The 19,471-nt window shown below is 41.1% G+C and carries 18 protein-coding genes and 1 other annotated feature; all 18 genes read left to right on the top strand.

The annotated features are described in order from the left end of the window. The first annotated feature begins 4 nt into the window (after positions 1-4). Complete coding sequence (locus QMF37_RS13840) at positions 5-514, top strand: NYN domain-containing protein (RefSeq protein ID WP_071153299.1); 510 nt, start codon at positions 5-7, stop codon at positions 512-514. A gap of 71 nt (positions 515-585) precedes the next feature. Beyond that, positions 586-1,236 (top strand): RNA polymerase sporulation sigma factor SigH, encoded by a 651-nt coding sequence (sigH, locus tag QMF37_RS13835; protein ID WP_058386747.1) that lies wholly within the window; start codon positions 586-588, stop codon positions 1,234-1,236. Positions 1,237-1,305: 69 nt separating this feature from the next. Then, positions 1,306-1,452, top strand: coding sequence for a 50S ribosomal protein L33 (gene rpmG / locus QMF37_RS13830; RefSeq protein WP_078080010.1), 147 nt, complete (start codon positions 1,306-1,308; stop codon positions 1,450-1,452). 58 nt (positions 1,453-1,510) lie between these two features. Next, entirely contained in the window at positions 1,511-1,696 is a 186-nt protein-coding gene (gene secE / locus QMF37_RS13825; RefSeq protein ID WP_058386746.1) for a preprotein translocase subunit SecE, read from the top strand. Positions 1,697-1,799: 103 nt separating this feature from the next. Further along, a complete protein-coding gene (nusG, locus tag QMF37_RS13820) occupies positions 1,800-2,333 on the top strand; it encodes a transcription termination/antitermination protein NusG (protein ID WP_058386745.1) in 534 nt (177 codons plus the stop codon). A gap of 164 nt (positions 2,334-2,497) precedes the next feature. After that, positions 2,498-2,923 (top strand): 50S ribosomal protein L11, encoded by a 426-nt coding sequence (gene rplK / locus QMF37_RS13815; protein ID WP_006828906.1) that lies wholly within the window; start codon positions 2,498-2,500, stop codon positions 2,921-2,923. Positions 2,924-3,028: 105 nt separating this feature from the next. Next, positions 3,029-3,727: a 50S ribosomal protein L1 gene (gene rplA, locus QMF37_RS13810; RefSeq protein WP_058386744.1), complete on the top strand. Its 699-nt coding sequence runs from the start codon at positions 3,029-3,031 to the stop codon at positions 3,725-3,727. A gap of 42 nt (positions 3,728-3,769) precedes the next feature. Further along, positions 3,770-3,918, top strand: a sequence feature (ribosomal protein L10 leader region). A gap of 31 nt (positions 3,919-3,949) precedes the next feature. Continuing rightward, the gene (gene rplJ / locus QMF37_RS13805) at positions 3,950-4,450 is read left to right on the top strand and encodes a 50S ribosomal protein L10 (RefSeq protein ID WP_058386743.1); all 501 of its coding nucleotides are present in this window, start codon (positions 3,950-3,952) and stop codon (positions 4,448-4,450) included. Positions 4,451-4,507: 57 nt separating this feature from the next. Further along, positions 4,508-4,867 (top strand): 50S ribosomal protein L7/L12, encoded by a 360-nt coding sequence (gene rplL, locus QMF37_RS13800; protein WP_058386742.1) that lies wholly within the window; start codon positions 4,508-4,510, stop codon positions 4,865-4,867. A gap of 124 nt (positions 4,868-4,991) precedes the next feature. Then, a complete protein-coding gene (locus QMF37_RS13795) occupies positions 4,992-5,594 on the top strand; it encodes a class I SAM-dependent methyltransferase (RefSeq protein ID WP_071153301.1) in 603 nt (200 codons plus the stop codon). A gap of 214 nt (positions 5,595-5,808) precedes the next feature. Continuing rightward, on the top strand, positions 5,809-9,363 hold the full coding sequence (gene rpoB, locus QMF37_RS13790) for a DNA-directed RNA polymerase subunit beta (RefSeq protein WP_058386740.1): 3,555 nt from the start codon (positions 5,809-5,811) through the stop codon (positions 9,361-9,363). Between the two features lie 107 nt (positions 9,364-9,470). Beyond that, positions 9,471-13,076: a DNA-directed RNA polymerase subunit beta' gene (gene rpoC / locus QMF37_RS13785; protein ID WP_283478585.1), complete on the top strand. Its 3,606-nt coding sequence runs from the start codon at positions 9,471-9,473 to the stop codon at positions 13,074-13,076. 138 nt (positions 13,077-13,214) lie between these two features. Beyond that, positions 13,215-13,463: a ribosomal L7Ae/L30e/S12e/Gadd45 family protein gene (locus QMF37_RS13780; RefSeq protein ID WP_071153302.1), complete on the top strand. Its 249-nt coding sequence runs from the start codon at positions 13,215-13,217 to the stop codon at positions 13,461-13,463. Positions 13,464-13,561: 98 nt separating this feature from the next. Beyond that, the gene (rpsL, locus tag QMF37_RS13775; RefSeq protein WP_058386737.1) at positions 13,562-13,981 is read left to right on the top strand and encodes a 30S ribosomal protein S12; all 420 of its coding nucleotides are present in this window, start codon (positions 13,562-13,564) and stop codon (positions 13,979-13,981) included. 44 nt (positions 13,982-14,025) lie between these two features. Next, positions 14,026-14,496: a 30S ribosomal protein S7 gene (gene rpsG / locus QMF37_RS13770; protein ID WP_058386736.1), complete on the top strand. Its 471-nt coding sequence runs from the start codon at positions 14,026-14,028 to the stop codon at positions 14,494-14,496. A 51-nt stretch (positions 14,497-14,547) separates the two neighbouring features. Further along, positions 14,548-16,626 (top strand): elongation factor G, encoded by a 2,079-nt coding sequence (gene fusA / locus QMF37_RS13765; protein ID WP_058386735.1) that lies wholly within the window; start codon positions 14,548-14,550, stop codon positions 16,624-16,626. A 115-nt stretch (positions 16,627-16,741) separates the two neighbouring features. Then, complete coding sequence (tuf, locus tag QMF37_RS13760; RefSeq protein ID WP_058386734.1) at positions 16,742-17,929, top strand: elongation factor Tu; 1,188 nt, start codon at positions 16,742-16,744, stop codon at positions 17,927-17,929. 325 nt (positions 17,930-18,254) lie between these two features. Beyond that, on the top strand, positions 18,255-19,154 hold the full coding sequence (gene ilvE / locus QMF37_RS13755; RefSeq protein ID WP_071153305.1) for a branched-chain-amino-acid transaminase: 900 nt from the start codon (positions 18,255-18,257) through the stop codon (positions 19,152-19,154). Positions 19,155-19,471 lie beyond the last annotated feature (317 nt).

Raw genomic sequence — 19,471 nt, 5'->3', positions numbered from 1 at the left:
TGCCATGAATATTCTGCTGGTTGATGGATACAATATCATTGGGGACTGGGTCGAACTGCAGGAACTGAAAAAAGATAAATTGGCGAATGCTAGAGATCGTCTTATAGAGCGGATGGCTGAATACCGGAGCTATAAGGGATGGCGTGTTATCATCGTTTTTGACGCTCACCTTGTTCCGGGAATTGAAGCCAAAAATCTGCACCACGATGTTGAAGTCATTTACACAAAAGAAAGTGAAACGGCAGATGAACGGATCGAAAAATTGGCGACAAGCTTGCATACTCGCCGCGACCAAGTTTATGTAGCAACTTCGGATTTAACAGAGCAATGGGTTATTTTTGGTAAAGGAGCTCTACGAATTTCAGCAAGAGAACTAGAAATTGAAACGACTGAAATACAGGAGAACATCACTAAAAAAGTAAAAGAAATCCAGGAGCAGCGCGGGATTTCAAAGATACCGCTGTCTGGAGAAGTAGCGGAAATTTTCGAAAAATGGCGAAGAGGCTTGAAATGAACGGTTGACGCTCATTTTTTTCTTCCTGTATACTGAAGATATCGAGGCTCACGCAATCGGAGGGATCACCCGTGGAAAATCATGATCAAGTTCAGCCCCAACGATTCACCGGTATGACAGATGAGGAACTTGTCAGTTTAGTCCACAGTGGAAATACGGAAGCACTGGATTTTTTGATTACAAAGTTCCGTCCTTTTGTTCGAATGAAAGCCCGCTCGTATTTTCTGATCGGCGCTGACAAAGAAGACATTATTCAAGAAGGCATGATTGGTTTATACAAGGCGATTCGAGATTTTAAAAGTGATAAATTATCTTCGTTTCGTGCATTTGCGGAATTATGTATTATTCGTCAAATCATCACCGCTATTAAAACAGCAACTCGACAGAAGCATATTCCGTTAAATTCGTATATCTCGTTGGACAAGCCAATTTACGATGAAGAGTCTGACCGGACTTTAATGGATGTACTGACGGGCAATGGCGTAGACGATCCGGAAGATTTGGTCATTCATAACGAAGAGTTTCAGTATATGGAAGAAAAAATGGGAGAAGTACTAAGTGAACTGGAACGTGAAGTGTTAGCCCTTTATTTAGATGGTCAATCTTATCAAGAAATTTCAGAAAAGCTTGAACGCCATGTAAAATCAATTGATAACGCATTACAGCGAGTCAAGAGAAAACTTGAGCGTCACTTACAGATCAATGAGATGCCAAGCTCCTGAAGTGCGGTTGACAGGGCTGTTTTAAGGTGATAACCTTGAAAAAGCTTTAAATATAAATAAGGTGATACTGTGGTCAAAAAAATTGTATTAAGCTGCTCAAAATGTGCATCTCGTAATTATACGGTTCCTGCGAAAGCAGAAGCTAGCACACGTTTGGAACTCAAAAAATTCTGTGCTCATTGCAATGAGCATACCGTGCATAAACAAACGATATGAATTTAACTGAATGCCGGGCGATATAGAGTGATTTTGAAATTCGGAGGTTTTTAAAATAATGGGTAACATTAGCGGTTTCTTTAAAAATGTCGTTTCGGAAATGCGGAAAGTAAGCTGGCCGAAACGAAAAGAACTAACTCGTTATACAATCGTTGTTCTTTCTACTTGTATTTTTATGGCTCTCTTTTTCACAATAGTCGATGCAGGCATCTCGGAATTATTCCGTTGGTTCGTAGCATTATAAGTTGTTCGATAAGAATAACGCATAAAAAATAGCCCGTCATTCTATGAGAACGGGTTTTTTCATTTGGTTAAAAAGGAGGGATGGACGTTTAGTCCGCACGATTATGGAGAAAAATTGGTATGTAGTCCACACGTATTCCGGGTATGAAAACAAAGTTAAAGCAAATTTAGAAAAGCGTGTCGAAACAATGGGTATGGAAGATCTGATCTTTCGCGTCATCATTCCCGAAGAACAAGAAACAGATTTTAAAGATGGTAAAAAGCGTACAGTAATGCGTAAGACCTTCCCGGGATATGTTTTGGTTGAATTGATCATGACAGATGAATCTTGGTATGTAGTCAGAAATACACCGGGTGTTACAGGATTTATCGGTTCATCGGGTGGAGGAGCAAAACCAACGCCGTTATTAGATGAAGAAGTTGAATTTATCTTGAAACAAATGGGTATGACAGAACGCAAAGTGGACATTGACTTTGCGGTTGCGGATACAGTTGAAGTAATGGAAGGGCCATTTGCTAATTTCCAAGGAAAAGTCGAGGAAATTGATGATACAAAAGGCAAAGTAAAAGTAGCGATTGACATCTTTGGTCGCGAAACCAAAATGGAACTGGATTTCGAGCAAGTTCAAAAAGTATAAAAGTCCCTTGCTATTCTGAATTATTAATGGTATTATTTCAAAGGTCAGACTGTCATAGGACACTCTGTACAATTTAGCTAATTCTATCAACATCGTTGACAGACAGATATTGAGTGGGAGGGGCAACCCTATTACCACATCACGGACTTAAGGAGGTGTGTTTCGTGGCTAAAAAAGTTGTTAAAGTTGTAAAATTGCAGATACCTGCAGCAAAAGCTAATCCAGCGCCACCAGTTGGTCCAGCATTGGGTCAAGCAGGTGTTAACATCATGGGATTCTGTAAAGAGTTTAACGCGCGTACGGCAGATCAAGCAGGACTGATCATTCCAGTTGAGATTTCAGTATTTGAAGATCGTTCATTTACATTCATTACGAAAACTCCGCCCGCAGCTGTTCTATTAAAAGTAGCAGCCGGTATTGAATCAGGTTCAGGCGAACCGAACCGCAATAAAGTAGCGACTGTGAAACGCGACAAAGTTCGCGAAATAGCAGAAACTAAAATGCCAGATCTAAATGCTGCTTCAGTAGAAGCTGCAATGTTGATGGTTGAAGGTACTGCTCGCAGTATGGGCATTACAATCGAAGACTAATTCTAGTAGTTGTTTTTGGATGGGTTGCGCAGTTCATCATGAACCGCGCAGCCTTTAATCGTGGGAGGTTCATTCCGTTATACCACAACAAGGAGGACGTTTAAAATGGCTAAAACAGGCAAAAAATTGCAAGACGCACAAAAATTAATCGACCGCTCAAAACAATACGAAGCGAAAGAAGCAATCGAACTTGCGAAAAAAGCAAGCACGGTGAACTTTGACGCTACAGTGGAAGTGGCTTTCCGTCTAGGAATCGACACGCGTAAGAACGACCAGCAAATCCGTGGGGCAGTAGTACTTCCAAACGGAACTGGTAAAACTCAAAGCGTATTGGTTTTTGCTAAAGGCGAAAAACTTAAAGAAGCTGAAGCAGCTGGTGCTGATTTCGTAGGCGACGCTGAATATATCCAAAAAATCCAACAAGGATGGTTTGACTTCGACGTGATCGTTGCAACTCCTGACATGATGGGTGAAGTTGGTAAACTTGGACGCGTTTTAGGACCAAAAGGCTTAATGCCAAACCCTAAAACAGGTACAGTTACTTTTGACGTAACGAAAGCTGTTCAAGAAATCAAAGCGGGTAAAGTGGAATACCGTGCAGACAAAACAGGTATTATCCATGCGCCAATCGGAAAAGTTTCTTTTGATGACAGCAAACTTGCTGAAAACTTAGAAGCGATCTATGACGTAGTATTAAAAGCGAAGCCATCTTCTGCTAAAGGTACGTACATCAAATCATTAAACGTTACTACTACAATGGGGCCTGCTGTTAAAGTGGATCCATCTAAAGTAGTTGCTAAATAATATATTGACATCGTATTTCTGCTCTGCTATACTAGCGGAGTTGTGAAATACCCATTTGTACCGCAGACAGTAGGGGCGCTAGTCGCTTAATTTATCCCTGCCGAGGACATGATGAATTCAGTAAACATCTTTTTGATGCTGATTTTATGCCTCTGTGTCTGTAATGGACCAGAGGCTTTTCTTATGGACGGTATAAATGAAAAATCTATAGGAGGTGCCAAAATGAGCAAAGCAGTTGAAACGAAAAAAGTTGTCGTGCAAACAATCGCTGATAAATTCAATGCTGCAGCGTCAGTTGTAGTTGTTGATTACCGTGGATTGAACGTTGCACAATTAACAGAACTTCGTAAACAGCTTCGTGAAGCAGGCGTTGAGTTTAAAGTTTACAAAAACTCAATGACTCGTCGTGCGACTGAAATGCACGGACTTGAAGCAATCAACGAACACTTTACAGGACCAAACGCAATTGCATTTTCTAACGAAGATGTAGTAGCACCAGCAAGAATCATCAATAACTTCGCTAAAGCGAATGAAGCGCTTGAAATCAAAGCGGGCGTTATTGAAGGTGTAGTCGCATCTGCTGACGATATGAAAGCATTGGCAGAACTTCCATCACGTGATGGCTTGCTATCTATGCTACTCAGCGTACTACAAGCTCCAATCCGCAACTTTGCAGCTACAACAAAAGCAGTTGCAGATCAAAAAGAAGAACAAGGCGCTTAATAAGTTAGCCGGCTAAGCAAGACAAAAAATATTACCTATCAATAGGAGGAAACTATAATGACACAAGAACAAATCTTAGACGCAATCAAAGAAATGACAGTTCTTCAACTAAACGACCTAGTAAAAGCAATCGAAGAAGAGTTCGGCGTAACTGCTGCTGCTCCTGTTGCTGCTGCTGGTGCTGGCGCTGCTGCTGAAGAAGAACAAACTGAATTTGACGTTATTCTTACTTCTGCAGGCGATTCAAAAATCAAAGTAATCAAAGCAGTACGCGAAATCACTGGTCTTGGTCTTAAAGAAGCAAAAGCACTTGTAGACGAAGCTCCTAAAGCAATCAAAGAAGGCGTATCTAAAGAAGACGCTGAAGAAATGAAGGGCAAACTTGAAGAAGTTGGCGCTTCAGTAGAAGTTAAGTAATTTCATGAATTCATAAAAAAGAAAGGAAAGCTCGTCAGTGTATACCGACGGGCTTTTCTTCTTTTTAAATTTATTTGCAGGGCGGACATTGTCCGTAATAAGGTGAATGCAAGGAGGACGTTATATGTCTCAACATTATTATTCTAAAAATCCTCAAATAAAAAGCAATCCTCGAGAGTGGACAGATGTGTTACGCGGCGAAAAATTCCGATTCCAAACCGATACAGGAGTTTTCAGCAAAAGTGAAGTCGATTTTGGTTCGCGTTTATTAATCGAGGCATTCAGAGAAGCTGATATTGATGGACCTATGCTGGATGTGGGTTGTGGTTACGGGCCGATCGGGATGGCAATCGCAAAAGCATTTCCTCAAAAACAAGTTCATATGATAGATGTGAATACACGAGCTATTGAACTAGCGAAAACAAATGTTGAAAAAAATGAGATCTCCAATGTCCAGATTTATGAAAGTGACGGATTAGCTGCGGTTGAAATTGATGATTTCTCAGCTATCCTAACAAATCCGCCAATTAGGGCTGGAAAAGAAACTATTTTCCGTTTTTATGAAGAAGCAGCTGCAAAGTTAATGGATGGTGGATCATTGTGGGTAGTTATTCAAAAAAAGCAAGGTGCTCCTTCTACACAAGTGAAATTAGAAGAACTTTTCGGAGAAGTAAGAGTGGTTGATAAGAAGAAAGGTTACTTTATTTTTGAAGCCAGAAAAGTTTGACTTGACAAAACGCCTGTGTTATTATAATGAAATGCAAAATTTATTATTTTGAGGTCGTTTGCCCTTTTTCGGGCTTGGCATGGCGACAGAGCTAATCACGTGTAAACCGAAAATGAGCTATTTTAGCCTCGTTTTCTTTTTGTCTTTTCGATATCATACACTATTTTGTAGAAATCGCAAAGACCTATAATCGTTTTATTGAGGGGTGAATAAGTTGGTAGGTCAACTAGTTCAGTACGGTCAACATCGTCAACGCAGAAGTTTTTCGAGAATCAGTGAAGTGCTGGATCTTCCGAACTTGATCGAAATTCAATCATCATCTTATGAATGGTTTCTCGAAGAAGGGCTTCGCGAAATGTTCCGAGATATTTCACCGATTGAAGATTTCACAGGGAATCTATCACTCGAGTTTGTTGATTACAGTCTCGCGGAACCGAAGTATCCAGTCGATGAATCGAAAGAGCGCGACGTTACTTACGCAGCACCTTTGCGTGTTAAAGTGCGTCTGCACAACAAAGAAACAGACGAAGTAAAAGAGCAGGATGTCTTCATGGGAGATTTCCCATTAATGACAGAAACGGGTACTTTCGTCATCAATGGCGCAGAACGCGTTATCGTTTCCCAGTTAGTTCGTTCGCCAAGTGTTTATTTCCACGACAAGACAGATAAAAATGGTAAAAAAGGCTTTGGAGCAACTGTTATACCTAACCGTGGAGCATGGTTGGAGTACGAAACAGATGCGAAAGATGTCGTGTATGTCAGAATTGATCGTACACGTAAATTGCCAGTAACAGTTCTTTTAAGAGCTCTTGGATTTGGATCAGACCAAGAAATCATTGATTTGCTTGGAGATAACGAATTCCTTCAAAACACACTTGAAAAAGATAATACAGAGAGCACAGAAAAGGCGCTTCTTGAAATTTATGAACGCTTGCGCCCTGGTGAGCCACCAACGGTTGAAAGTGCGAAGAGCTTACTATATTCACGCTTTTTCGATCCAAAACGCTATGACTTAGCAAATGTTGGTCGCTACAAAATGAACAAAAAGCTCCATATTAAAAACCGTCTTTTCAACCAAACAATTGCCGAAACATTGGCAGATCCTGAAACAGGTGAAATTTTAGTTGAAGCAGGGACATTAATTGATCGTCGTGTACTGGATCGTTTAATTCCAAACTTAGAAAACGGTGTTGGTTTCCATACGGTTTCTCAAGTAGGTGGCGTTCTAGAAGGTGAAGTTACTTTACAGTCGATTAAAATTTATGCGCCGAACAACGAAGATCAAAAAGAAATCACCGTGATTAGTAATGCTTATATAGAAGATAAGATTAAAAATGTAACGCCAGCGGATATTATTTCTTCTATTAGTTACTTCTTTAACCTTCTTTACGGTGTTGGAAACACAGATGACATTGATCATCTTGGTAACCGCCGTTTGCGTTCAGTAGGTGAGCTTTTACAAAACCAATTCCGTATTGGTTTGTCTCGTATGGAGCGCGTCGTGCGTGAGCGTATGTCGATTAACGATACACAAGCCATCGTACCTCAACAATTGATCAATATCCGCCCGGTTATTGCATCAATTAAAGAGTTCTTCGGTAGTTCTCAGCTTTCTCAGTTTATGGATCAAACGAATCCACTTGCTGAATTGACACACAAACGCCGTCTATCGGCTCTTGGGCCCGGTGGTTTAACGCGTGAACGTGCAGGTTTTGAAGTGCGTGACGTTCACTATTCACATTATGGCCGTATGTGTCCAATTGAAACGCCTGAGGGCCCGAACATTGGATTGATCAATACACTTTCAACATTTGCGAAAGTGAATAAGTTTGGTTTCATTGAAACTCCTTATCGTCGTGTAGATGGTGAAACTGGCTTAGTTACACAGCATATTGATTACTTGACTGCGGATGAAGAAGATAACTATGTAGTCGCTCAAGCTAACTCGAAATTAAATGACGATGGATCATTTGTTGAAGAAGGCATTGTGGCACGTTTCCGCGGGGAAAACACAATTTACAAACGCGGCAGCATTGACTATATGGATGTTTCTCCGAAGCAGGTCGTTTCCGTAGCAACAGCTTGTATTCCATTTCTAGAAAACGATGACTCCAACCGAGCATTAATGGGAGCGAACATGCAACGTCAAGCAGTTCCTTTGTTAAATCCGGAAGCTCCTTTTGTAGGAACTGGAATGGAACATTTGGCGGCACGTGATTCTGGTGCAGCTGTGGTGGCAAAAAATGACGGTATTGTAGAGTTTGTGGAAGCAAAAGAAATTTCAGTTCGCCGCATCGAAGTTGTGGATGGCAATGAAGTTAAGGGTGACTTGGATGTCTACAGATTGCAGAAATTCGTTCGTTCGAACCAAGGGACAAGTTATAACCAACGCCCAATCGTTAAAGTTGGAGACCGTATTTCTAAACGTGATATTCTAGCCGATGGACCTTCAATGGAGCGCGGAGAGATGGCATTGGGAAGAAACGTATTGGTAGCCTTCATGACGTGGGACGGCTTTAACTACGAAGATGCGATCATCATGAGTGAACGTTTAGTGAAAGACGATGTTTACACATCTGTCCACATAGAAGAGTACGAATCTGATTCACGTGATACAAAACTTGGACCAGAAGAAATTACGCGCGATATTCCGAACGTAGGGGAAGACGCATTACGTAACTTGGATGACCGTGGAATTATCCGTGTCGGAGCTGAAGTAAAAGATGGAGATATTCTAGTTGGTAAAGTAACACCTAAAGGCGTTACTGAATTAACTGCTGAAGAACGTCTTCTTCATGCTATTTTTGGTGAAAAAGCACGCGAAGTTCGCGATACATCGTTGCGAGTTCCTCACGGTGCTGGCGGTATTGTATTGGACGTTAAAATCTTCAACCGTGAAGATGGAGATGAACTACCACCGGGTGTTAATCAGCTAGTCCGCGCATACATCGTTCAGAAACGTAAAATTTCTGTGGGTGATAAAATGGCCGGTCGTCACGGAAACAAAGGTGTTATTTCAAGGATTTTACCTGAAGAAGATATGCCATTTATGCCTGATGGCACACCAGTCGACATTATGTTGAACCCACTGGGTGTACCGTCTCGTATGAATATCGGTCAGGTGCTTGAATTGCATCTTGGAATGGCTTCTCGTTCACTTGGAATTCATATGGCTTCATCTGTATTTGATGGAGCGAATGAAGAAGATGTGTTGGAAACAATGGAAGAGTCAGGTATGCCACTTGATGGTAAGACGATTCTCTATGATGGTCGTTCTGGGGAAGCGTTCGATAACCGTGTGTCTGTAGGGATTATGTACATGATCAAACTTGCTCACATGGTTGACGATAAATTGCATGCCCGTTCAACTGGACCTTACTCATTGGTTACTCAACAACCACTGGGTGGTAAAGCACAATTCGGTGGACAGCGTTTTGGTGAGATGGAAGTATGGGCACTAGAAGCATATGGTGCTGCACATACATTACAAGAAATCTTAACAGTTAAGTCGGATGATGTTGTAGGTCGTGTGAAAACGTATGAAGCAATTGTTAAGGGCGAAAGTGTACCGGAACCAAGTGTGCCGGAATCATTTAAAGTTCTAATCAAAGAGCTTCAAAGTTTAGGTATGGACGTTAAGATGTTGACGATTGATGATGAAGAAATTGAATTACGCGATTTGGATGAAGAAGAAGATCTTCAGCCTGCGGATTCATTGAATATCCTACCAATCGCAGATAAAGAAGCACCGGTTGGAACAATTGATTAATAACGATTGGATTCGAACGGCTGTAACCGGCCGTTCTCCATTTATTCGCTTAGCCATTACCGAGGAAGAGCCGTACAGAAACTCGAGACAAAAGGGAGGTAGGCTCCTTGATAGATGTTAATAATTTTGAGTATATGAAGATCGGATTAGCGTCACCCGATAAAATTCGCTCATGGTCTTATGGAGAAGTCAAAAAGCCAGAAACAATCAATTACCGTACACTAAAACCTGAAAAAGATGGTTTGTTCTGCGAACGTATTTTCGGTCCTACGAAGGATTGGGAATGTCATTGTGGTAAATACAAACGTGTTCGTTATAAAGGTGTTGTCTGTGATCGTTGTGGCGTTGAAGTTACACGTTCAAAAGTTCGCCGCGAGCGCATGGGGCATATTGAATTAGCTGCTCCAGTTTCACACATTTGGTATTTCAAAGGAATTCCGAGCCGTATGGGACTTATCTTAGATATGTCACCGCGTTCACTTGAAGAAGTAATTTACTTTGCTTCTTATGTAGTAATTGATCCTGCAGATACACCACTTGAAAAGAAACAGCTTTTATCTGAAAAAGAATACCGCGCTTACCGTGATAAGTTTGGCAAGAAATTCCAAGCGGCTATGGGAGCAGAAGCAATCAAACGTCTGTTACAAGAAATTGACCTTGAGCGCGAAACGGATTCTTTAAAAGAAGAGTTAAAAACGGCACAAGGTCAACGTCGTACTCGTGCGATTAAACGCCTTGAAGTCGTTGAGTCATTCCGTAACTCAGGAAACAACCCTGATTGGATGATTTTAGATGTGCTTCCTGTTATTCCACCTGAACTTCGTCCGATGGTTCAATTAGATGGAGGCCGCTTTGCGACTTCCGATTTAAATGACCTTTATCGTCGTGTAATCAACCGGAACAACCGTTTGAAACGTCTTTTGGATCTTGGTGCACCAAGCATTATCGTTCAAAACGAAAAACGCATGCTTCAAGAAGCTGTTGATGCATTAATTGATAATGGTCGTCGTGGCCGTCCGGTTACTGGACCTGGTAACCGTCCATTGAAATCTCTTTCTCATATGTTAAAAGGTAAACAAGGACGCTTCCGTCAAAACCTTCTTGGTAAACGAGTAGATTATTCAGGTCGTTCAGTAATCGTAGTTGGACCTAACTTGAAAATGTACCAATGTGGTTTGCCAAAAGGAATGGCAATTGAATTGTTTAAACCTTTTGTGATGAAGGAATTGGTTGAACGTGGATTGGCTCATAACATTAAGAGCGCAAAACGTAAAATCGAACGTCTTCATTCTGAAGTTTGGGATGTACTGGAAGATGTTATCAAGGAGCATCCGGTTCTATTGAACCGAGCACCAACTCTTCACAGACTAGGTATTCAGGCATTTGAACCAACGTTAGTTGAAGGAAAAGCAATTCGCCTTCACCCGCTTGTATGTACTGCATACAATGCCGATTTCGACGGTGACCAAATGGCTGTTCACGTACCTTTATCATCTGAAGCACAAGCAGAAGCAAGACTACTAATGCTTGCAGCTCAAAACATTTTGAATCCAAAAGACGGAAAACCTGTTGTAACACCATCTCAGGATATGGTTTTAGGAAACTATTACTTAACACTTGAGCGTAAAGGTGCTACAGGAGAAGGCGCAACTTTCTCAGGACCTGAAGAAGTCATGATCGCTTATCAAACAGGCCATGTGCATTTGCATACACGTATTGCGATTCAAGCTGGAGCTGTTAACAACCCGACGTTCACAGAAGAACAAAACAAAATGCTTTTATTGACATCTGTTGGTAAAATTATTTTCAATGAAATTCTGCCGAAGTCATTCCCATATATCAATGAACCGACTGACTTTAACTTGCAGGTGGAAACGCCAGCGAAATACTTTGTTGCTACAACAACGGATATTCGCAAGCATATTGAAGAAGCCGAACTTGTAACGCCATTTAAAAAGAAAATTCTCGGAGAAATTATTGCTGAAGTATTTAAACGTTTCCATATTACGGAAACTTCAAAAATGCTAGATCGCATGAAGAGTCTTGGATTTAAGTATTCGACACAAGCCGGCATTACTGTTGGTGTGTCAGATATTGTAGTTCTTCCAGACAAGGGAGAAATTTTAATTAGCGCACAAGAAAATGTAGACAAAGTAATGAAACAATTCCGTCGTGGATTGATTACAGAAGAAGAACGCTATGCACGTGTCATTTCGTATTGGAGTAATGCAAAAGATATCATTCAGGGCAAACTGATGGCATCTCTTGATAACTTAAACCCAATCTTTATGATGAGTGATTCCGGAGCTCGTGGTAATGCTTCCAACTTTACACAGCTTGCTGGTATGCGCGGATTGATGGCCAACCCGGCTGGGCGTATTATCGAACTTCCGATCAAATCATCCTTCCGTGAAGGATTGACAGTACTTGAATATTTCATCTCAACTCACGGTGCTCGTAAAGGTCTTGCCGATACAGCACTTAAAACAGCCGATTCTGGTTACTTAACTCGTCGTTTAGTAGATGTTGCACAAGATGCAATTGTTCGCGAAAATGACTGCGGAACTGATAGAGGCTTGTTGGTAGGGGCGTTAATGGAAGGCACAGAAGTGATTGAAGAGCTGCACGAGCGTATCGTTGGTCGTCATGCTAAGAAAACAATTCGCCATCCGGAAACTAAAGAGATTATTGTAGCGAAAGATGAACTGATCACACAAGACTTGACTCGTCTCATTCTTGAGGCAGGCATTAAAGAAGTGACAATTCGTTCTGCGTTTACATGTAACACAAAACACGGTATTTGTAAGAAATGTTACGGAACGAACTTGGCAACTGGAGACGAAGTTGAAGTGGGCGAAGCAGTTGGTATTATTGCGGCTCAATCAATCGGAGAACCAGGAACTCAGCTTACGATGCGTACATTCCATACAGGCGGTGTTGCAGGAGACGATATTACACAAGGTCTTCCGCGTATCCAAGAAATATTTGAATCGCGTAATCCGAAAGGTCAAGCCGTTATTTCTGAAATTACAGGTATCGTTACTGAAATTGACGAAATTCGCGAAGGCCAAAAAGAAGTAACGATTCAAGGTGACGTTGAAACGCGTAAATACTTAGCACCTTATAATGCTCGTATCAAGGTTCAAGTAGACGATGCTATTGTTCGAGGCGAAGTATTGACAGATGGTTCAATTGATCCGAAACAATTGCTACAAGTAAAAGACGTTCAAGCTGTTCAAGTTTATCTATTGAAAGAAGTTCAAAAAGTATACCGTATGCAGGGTGTTGAAATCGGCGATAAGCACGTAGAAGTTATGGTTCGTCAAATGTTCCGTAAAGTTCGCGTAATTGAAGCCGGTGATACTGAATTGCTACCAGGTTCACTTTTGGATATTCATCAATTTACTGAAGCCAATGTTAAAGCGGTTCTAGAAGGTAACTTACCAGCGACAAGCCGTCCCGTAATTCTAGGGATTACAAAAGCTTCTCTTGAAACAGAATCATTCTTATCAGCCGCATCTTTCCAAGAAACGACTCGCGTCTTAACAGATGCAGCGATTAAAGGGAAACGTGATGAGCTTCTAGGATTGAAAGAGAACGTTATTATCGGTAAACTTGTTCCAGCTGGAACAGGAATGCAGCGTTACCGTCAAATCAGAATTGCTCAAAGCGAAAAAGCGGCGAAGCAAGAAAGTGTCGGTACAGAGTCATAAAATAAATGTATTAGATTCCGGGGAGGTTCTAAATAATCTCCTCGGGATTTTTTAAGAATTCAGTTGACAGCATTAGCATAGAATGATAATATGTTAAGGGTTGATGGTTAACGGTCTAACGCTTTGGAGGATATGTGAATGTCTAATGAAAAAGTAAAACAGACAAGTGAAATGATCATCGGTACAAAGCAGACAGTAAAAGCGATAAAAAGCGGTATTGTCCAAGAGATAATAGTGGCAAAAGACGCAGACGATCGAATGACCGAACAGATTATCCAACTAGCCTTAGAAAAAGGTATTCGGGTCGGATTTGCAGATTCACGATTGAAGCTTGGCAAAGCATATGGCATTAATGTCGGTGCAGCTGCTGTGGCGATTACTGGATAACAGTTTTTGTGTAAATCACAAAGACTTTGTTTTTTACCCAAAAATGAACCACCTGGATATGTGGTATTAGAACACCTTTTGAGAGGAGGAAAAAATCGATGCCTACAATTAACCAATTAGTTAACAAGCCTCGTAAACCGAAGACTACTAAATCGGGTTCACCAGCGCTAAACAAAGGGTATAACAGCTTCAAAAAGGCTCAAACTAACGTGACATCACCACAGAAACGTGGAGTATGTACTCGTGTTGGTACAATGACACCGAAAAAACCAAACTCCGCATTGCGTAAATATGCGCGTGTACGTTTGACAAACCAAATTGAGGTTAATGCTTACATCCCTGGAGAAGGTCACAACCTTCAAGAGCACAGTGTAGTTCTTCTTCGCGGCGGACGCGTAAAAGATTTACCGGGTGTACGTTACCATATCGTACGTGGAGCACTTGATACAGCTGGAGTAAACGGCCGTATGCAAAGCCGTTCTAAATACGGAACTAAACGTCCTAAAGTAAAAAAATAATATCTTAAATTAACGAAGAGAATTCGTTGAAAGGAGGAACATACATGCCTCGTAAAGGTCCTGTAGCTAAACGTGATGTGTTGCCAGATCCAATTTATAATTCAAAATTGGTGACACGCTTAATTAATAAAATGATGGTTGACGGAAAAAGAGGTACTTCACAAAAAATCTTATACGGAGCGTTTGAGTTAGTTAAAGAACGCAGCGGTAAAGATCCAATTGAAGTATACGAACAAGCTTTGGCTAACGTTATGCCAGTTCTTGAAGTACGCGCTCGCCGTGTTGGTGGTGCAAACTACCAGGTACCGGTTGAAGTTCGTCCAGAACGTCGTTCAACTCTAGGTCTTCGCTACCTTGTAAACTATTCACGTCTTCGTGGAGAGAAAACAATGGAAGAGCGTTTGGCTAATGAAATTTTAGATGCTGCTAACAACACTGGTGCAGCTGTTAAGAAACGCGAAGATATTCATAAAATGGCGGAAGCAAATAAAGCATTTGCTCACTATCGCTGGTAATTTCTTTCGAGATGTTTACATCTTAATCCGAAACGGAAGGAGAAAAACAACATGGCTAGAGAGTTCTCCTTAGACAAAACACGTAATATCGGGATCATGGCACACATCGATGCTGGTAAAACGACTACTACGGAGCGTATTTTATACTACACTGGTAAAATCCACAAAATTGGGGAAACGCATGAAGGTGCTTCTCAAATGGACTGGATGGAGCAAGAGCAGGAGCGCGGAATTACAATTACGTCTGCTGCTACAACAGCTTCATGGAAAGAACACCGTGTTAACATTATTGATACTCCAGGACACGTAGACTTCACTGTTGAAGTTGAACGTTCGTTGCGCGTACTTGATGGTGCGGTTACAGTTCTTGATGCTCAATCAGGTGTTGAGCCTCAAACTGAAACTGTTTGGCGTCAAGCTACAACTTACGGAGTTCCACGCATCGTATTTATCAACAAAATGGATAAAATCGGCGCGGACTTCTTATACTCTGTAGGTACGTTGCATGAGCGTCTACAAGCTAATGCTCACCCGATTCAGTTGCCAATCGGTGCAGAAGATAACTTTTCAGCAATCATTGATTTAGTTGAAATGAAAACACATTTCTACGCTAACGATTTAGGAACTGAAATTACTGAAGGTGAGATTCCTGAAGATCACAAAGAACTTGCTGAGGAATGGCACACTAAATTAGTGGAAGCTGTTGCTGAGCTTGACGAAGATTTGATGGAAAAATACCTTAGTGGCGAAGAAATTACTGTTGAAGAACTTAAAGCTGGTATCCGTAAAGGAACACTAGACGTTGAGTTTTATCCAGTAGTTTGCGGAACTGCATTTAAAAACAAAGGGGTTCAATTAATGCTTGATGCAGTAATTGATTACCTACCATCTCCATTAGATGTACCACCAATGACTGGTGTTCTTCCGGACTCAGACGAAGAAGTATTACGTAAACCTAGCGAAGACGAGCCATTCTCAGCGCTTGCGTTTAAAGTAATGACAGATCCATATGTTGGAAAGTTAACTTTCTTCCGTGTGTATTCTGGTTCTCTTAAATCTGGTTCATATGTTCAGAACTCTTCTAAAGGTAAGCGTGAGCGCGTTGGACGTATCCTACAAATGCATGCAAACTCTCGTGAAGAAATCGCTGAAGTATATTGCGGAGATATTGCTGCTGCTATCGGCCTTAAAGATACATCAACAGGTGATACGTTAAGTGACGAGAAACAACAAGTAATTCTTGAGCGTATGGTATTCCCAGAACCAGTTATTTCACTTTCTGTGGAGCCTAAATCAAAAGCCGATCAAGATAAAATGGGTCAAGCCCTTGCTAAATTGCAAGAAGAAGATCCAACTTTCCGTGCGCACACTGACCAGGAAACTGGCCAAACAATCATCGCGGGTATGGGTGAACTTCACCTTGATATCCTAGTTGACCGTATGCGTCGTGAATTCAACGTAGAAGCTAACGTGGGTGCACCTCAGGTATCTTACCGTGAGACATTCCGTCAGTCTGCTAAAGTTGAAGGTAAATTCGTGCGCCAATCGGGTGGACGTGGACAATTCGGACACGTTTGGATTGAGTTCTCTCCAAACGAAGAAGGAGCAGGTTTTGAATTTGAAAATGGTATCGTTGGTGGTGTTGTTCCGCGTGAATACATCCCAGCAGTTGAAGCGGGTCTTCGCGACTCTCTAGACAACGGTGTTATTGCCGGATATCCTTTGATCGATATCAAAGCTCGTTTGTTCGACGGATCTTACCATGATGTTGACTCGAACGAAATGGCATTTAAAGTAGCTGCTTCTATGGCACTTAAAAATGCAATTTCTAAAGTTAATCCAGTTCTTCTTGAGCCTATCATGCGCGTTGAGGTTGTTATTCCTGAGGAATACCTTGGGGATATCATGGGTGACATTACGTCACGCCGAGGCCGCGTAGAAGGTATGGACGCTCGCGGAAACGCACAAGTTGTTCGTTCTATGGTACCTCTTGCACAGATGTTCGGTTATGCAACTTCATTGCGTTCAAATACGCAAGGCCGTGGTGTGTTCTCAATGCACTTCGATCACTATGAAGAAGTACCGAAATCAATTTCTGAAGAAATCATCAAAAAAAATAAAGGTCAATAATTGAATTTTGATCTTTAATCACGTATAAATAGTTTGTATGCTGAGAATAATAGGGCCCTATTATTCTCAGCACTTCAAACAAACATTCACTTACATTTCGAGGAGGATTTTTCTAATGGGAAAAGCTAAATTTGATCGCTCTAAAACACATGCAAATATTGGTACAATTGGTCACGTCGATCACGGTAAAACAACTTTGACTGCAGCAATCGCTACAGTTCTTGCTAAAAAATCAGGCGGAGAAGCTCGTTCTTACGCTCAAATCGATAACGCACCTGAAGAAAAAGAGCGCGGTATCACAATCAATACTTCACACGTTGAGTATGAAACTGAATCTCGCCACTACGCACACGTAGATTGCCCTGGACACGCCGATTATGTTAAAAACATGATTACTGGTGCTGCTCAAATGGACGGCGGAATCTTAGTAGTATCTGCTGCTGACGGCCCAATGCCACAAACTCGTGAGCACATCCTTCTTTCACGTCAAGTCGGTGTTCCTTACCTAGTTGTATTCATGAACAAATGCGATATGGTAGATGACGAAGAACTTCTTGAACTAGTTGAAATGGAAGTCCGCGATCTTCTTTCTGAATATGACTTCCCTGGCGATGACATTCCTGTCATCAAAGGATCTGCTCTTAAAGCTCTTGAAGGAGAAGCTGAGTGGGAAGACAAAATCGTTGAATTAATGAACGCGGTTGATGAGTATATCCCTACTCCACCACGTGATACTGAAAAACCATTCATGATGCCTGTTGAGGATGTATTCTCAATCACTGGCCGTGGAACTGTTGCTACTGGACGCGTTGAACGTGGACAAATCAAAATCGGTGATAACGTTGATATCATTGGTCTTACTGAAGAACCAAAATCTACAACTGTAACTGGTGTAGAAATGTTCCGTAAATTACTTGACTATGCTGAAGCTGGCGACAACATTGGCGCACTTCTTCGCGGAGTTTCTCGTGATGACGTTCAACGTGGACAAGTATTGGCTAAACCAGGCACAATTACTCCACATACTGAATTCAGAGCGGAAGTTTACGTTCTTTCAAAAGAAGAGGGTGGACGTCATACTCCATTCTTCACAAACTACCGTCCACAGTTCTACTTCCGTACAACTGATGTAACTGGTGTTTGTAACCTTCCTGAAGGTGTAGAAATGGTTATGCCTGGAGATAACATCGAAATGATCGTTTCTCTAATCTCTCCTATCGCACTTGAAGAAGGAACTAAGTTCTCTATCCGTGAGGGTGGACGTACTGTAGGCGCTGGCGTTGTTGCTACAATTACTAAGTAATAACTGCTAAGTGTTATAAAAGACCCTATCTCATTACCAATGAGATAGGGTCTTTTTTGCGTTGTCACCATGAATGATAGAGATGTATTGCTTGAATAGCTAGTTGTTCGTAAAATATTCAAACTTTTTAATTAATGTCACAAATGCAGTATTAGCAACAATGAAAACGTATACATTTATTGTTAATATTCAAAATTGGCTAAAAACTTCAATTAAGCTCATTGACAGGCTTCTTAATAGACGATATGATAGCAACAATTTACAAAACACATACAGAATTTGATATATTGCATATTATAAAATTTCTGAGAAAGAAGTGGACATCATGAGTGAACAAGTAATTTATATGAATGGCGAATTCGTAAAAAAGGAAGACGCTAAAATTTCAGTTTATGATCATGGATTTTTGTACGGTGATGGAGTATTCGAAGGAATCCGTTCTTACAATGGAAATGTTTTCCGGCTGGAAGAACATCTGGAACGACTCTTTGATTCTGCAAAATCAGTAATGCTTGAGATTCCACACACTTTCGAAGAAATGACCAATATTGTTGTTCAAACACTTAGAGAGAATAAGTTTAAAGATGCTTATATTAGACTCATCGTTTCAAGAGGGGTGGGCAACCTTGGGTTAGATCCTTACAGTTGTTCTCATCCAAGTGTAATTGCGATAGCTGAACCCCTATCCCTGTTTCCGAAATCAATGTATGAAACAGGAATCGAAATTGTTTCAGTCGCTACACGAAGAAGTCGTTCAGACGTACTGAGTCCAAAAGTTAAGTCCTTGAATTACATGAATAATATTTTAGTAAAACTTGAAGCTAACCTTGCAGGCGTTTCTGAAGCGCTTATGTTAAATGACCAAGGTTATGTAGCTGAAGGTTCAGCTGATAACATCTTTATTGTTCGAAAGGGAAAAATAATCACTCCTCCGGGTTATGTAGGAGCGCTTGAAGGAATTACACGAAATGCAATTATGGATGTAGCTGCTCAAAAAGGCTATGACATGCAAGAAGGTGTTTTCACAAGACATGATGTGTATGTTGCAGATGAAGTATTTTTAACAGGAACTGCTGCTGAAGTCATTTCTGTCATCAAAGTAGATGGTCGAGTAATTGGCGAAGGAAAACCAGGTCCAATCACGAATGATTTGTTGGAATCCTTCAGAGAACTTGTTCAGAACGACGGCGTGAAAGTTTATGAAGATCATCTAAACGTAGTTTAAACAGAGTTTCTAGAATCAAATATACGTTCAACTCAATGACGAGGTTAAAGCAAATGGAATCCGTATTTACAGAGAGCCGGTACAGGTGGAAGCCGGTAATACAACCATTTGCGACATCCCCTCTGAGTGGATTGCTGAAAAGCTTCGGCTGTTTAGGTAGTCCCGGTGACTTGCAAGTGAAAAGTCATCGTTATCAATGGATAAGCATTGCTTATCCATGAGGCTGCGGTTGCGCAGTGAAATAGGGTGGTACCATGAAACTTTTTCATCCCTATACGAAGAACATGTTTCTTTGTGTAGGGATGAAAAAGTTTTTT

Origin of the sequence: Planococcus sp. S3-L1 (assembly GCF_030063085.1) — a bacterium.
In the GTDB taxonomy this organism is placed as follows: domain Bacteria; phylum Bacillota; class Bacilli; order Bacillales_A; family Planococcaceae; genus Planococcus; species Planococcus kocurii.
The sequence above is the reverse complement of the archived record's forward strand: the minus strand, read 5'-3'. Positions and strand labels throughout refer to the sequence as shown.